The sequence below is a fragment of the Bacteroides fluxus YIT 12057 genome, assembly GCF_000195635.1.
GTDB classification, from domain to species: Bacteria; Bacteroidota; Bacteroidia; order Bacteroidales; family Bacteroidaceae; genus Bacteroides; species Bacteroides fluxus.
In genome coordinates, this window is sequence record NZ_GL882686.1 from 1 (window position 1) to 2,208 (window position 2,208).

Annotated in this window: 2 protein-coding genes; both read right to left on the reverse strand. The window is 34.8% G+C overall.

The genetic code is table 11. The features are described from left to right. On the reverse strand, window positions 1-550 hold a 550-nt coding region (locus tag HMPREF9446_RS17945), incomplete at its 3' end, for an exonuclease domain-containing protein (protein WP_262360197.1). A gap of 234 nt (window positions 551-784) precedes the next feature. Beyond that, complete coding sequence (locus HMPREF9446_RS13055; RefSeq protein ID WP_008651082.1) at window positions 785-1,951, reverse strand: tetracycline-inactivating monooxygenase Tet(X2); 1,167 nt, start codon at window positions 1,949-1,951, stop codon at window positions 785-787. Between the last annotated feature and the right edge of the window lie 257 nt (window positions 1,952-2,208).

Genomic DNA, 2,208 nt, shown 5'->3' on the forward strand with positions numbered 1-2,208 from the left:
CTAAAAATATTAGGTGTGTTTGCGGAGAATCAGATAGATTTTTCAAAACACTCAAGTCCATACTCGCATTATGAAAAATTAATAAATTAGATGAAAGATATTTAGAAAGTTCGTCTTCCCATAATTCTTGAAAATTAAGGGAAAATTCTACATCTTCATATGAAATTCCGTGTATTGAAGTATGAGTTTTTAAAAACTTTTCTGATTTTGGTGGATTTATATAGTGTTTTGTCGAATAAACTATTGTGTCATTTTTCACGAAGCATAATCCGATTGCACAAGCACTTAATCTACTGTTATTTGCTGTCTCAAAGTCAATAGCAATAAAATCAAATTTATTTTCAAAGTACTCAGGGAATGTATGAGGATTTTTAAATTGATTGAATTTCAATTTTTGCAAAATCGCTTGTTCGTATTGAGGTTTTACTTTATAACCAACTTGTTTTGCTTTTTTTAGCCAAGGTTCAAGAATATAGTTTGGTGTATTTTCGATAAAATTATAGAATAGAAATTCATTGTTTGTTTCAGGATTTATTCCCGAAACTTCCATTTCAATTTGATTTTTTGGTTTAGGTTTAAAAAAGTTAAACATAGTTCATTTTGTATAATTCAGACGAGTTTTGGTGTAATATGGCATATAACGTTTGGCAAATTGGCGATGGAGCCGACTTTTAGCACAAATGTTGAATAGAATTACTAATCTTCAACATTGCACAAAAGTTCAATAGAAGTACTTCACCGGCTCTATTGCCAATTTGTTTGTTATGTGCCGTTTTATTCCATTTTATACATTTAACAATTGCTGAAACGTAAAGTCGGGTTTAAACATTTCAATTTCGTTTTGAGTTGATTCTTCTTGTGCTTCTTTGCCATAGATAAACATTTGCTGTTCATAATTTTTAACAGCCTCTTCAATGCTATTAAATTTTCCATCGGCTAGATTATCAGACAATATCAAGGCATCCACCAACCCACTATTTACTCCCTGCCCTGCAAAAGGCGGCATCAAATGTGCGGCATCCCCAATCATTGTTATGGGTAATGGGCGCTTGCTTTTCCAAGGCTTTTCTAAAGGAAATATCCGTGTAGCCAATCCTACAAATGACAACGTCGTATGAATCAATTCTTTGTAGCGTTCGTCCCAATCGGAAAATTCTTTCAGAAGAAAATCAACGACACTATTTCTGTTTTGAAAATCTACCTGCGTTTGGTTTTTCCATTCATCAGGTGTTTTAAAACTTATTCCAAAATGCAATGCACCATTATTATTGGGGTTAGCAAATAATAAATTACCTTGGTGAGATGCCATTAGCCGGTTTCCATTGCATAGCTGAAAAAATCCAGGACAGTTTATCTCTGGTTGATGAATATCGGCTTGTATATTGAAAGTACCTGTTTCTTCAACTTCCGTGTCGGTAACAAATTTTCTTACCTTGGACATCCCGCCATTGGCAAGAATAACCAAATCTGCTGTTTCACTCGGTTTATTCTCAAAAGTTAGTGTCCACTTCTTCTTACCAGGTTCAAGCATAACAAGTTTTCTATCCCAAATAACCGTGTCGTTTTCTAAACTATTCAACAAGATAGCCCTTAAGTCATTTCTGTTTATTTCAGGATTGTCAAATCGATTTTCGGGCTTTACATTTTTTGTGGATAAAATATTGCCTTTTTCATCAGCAATATTTACACCCATTGGTAAGGCTAAGTCATAATAAGTTTGTAACAATCCCGCTTTTTTCATTGCTTCCTGACCTGAACCTTTGTGTAGGTCAAGGGTTCCACCAAAAATTCTTGCCTCTCGGTCGTTGTCTCTTTCGTAAACTGAAACGTCTATGCCGTTTTGCTGTAATAATTTTGCCATAGTCAGTCCAACGGGTCCACCACCAATTATTGCAACGTTCTTATCACTAAGTAAATTCATTTGTTTGTCTGTATCTATTCGCATTGTCATTCAAAAATGGCACATAACGGGAAACGCATTGGCGAAGTGGCGGATAAATTGGACAAAAAGTTCAATTTAGCGAGAACGTAGCCGATGTGTTTCCACAGAGCTAACTTACAAATAAAAAGCGAATGTGGAACACATTCGGCGGAATAAAATGCAGAAACTTTCAATTTAGCACTTAACCTGCCATTTTGCCAATGCGATGTTATGTGAAGGAATTTTTAGTATCCCTAAAATCCGCAACTATCATCCAATACACGATT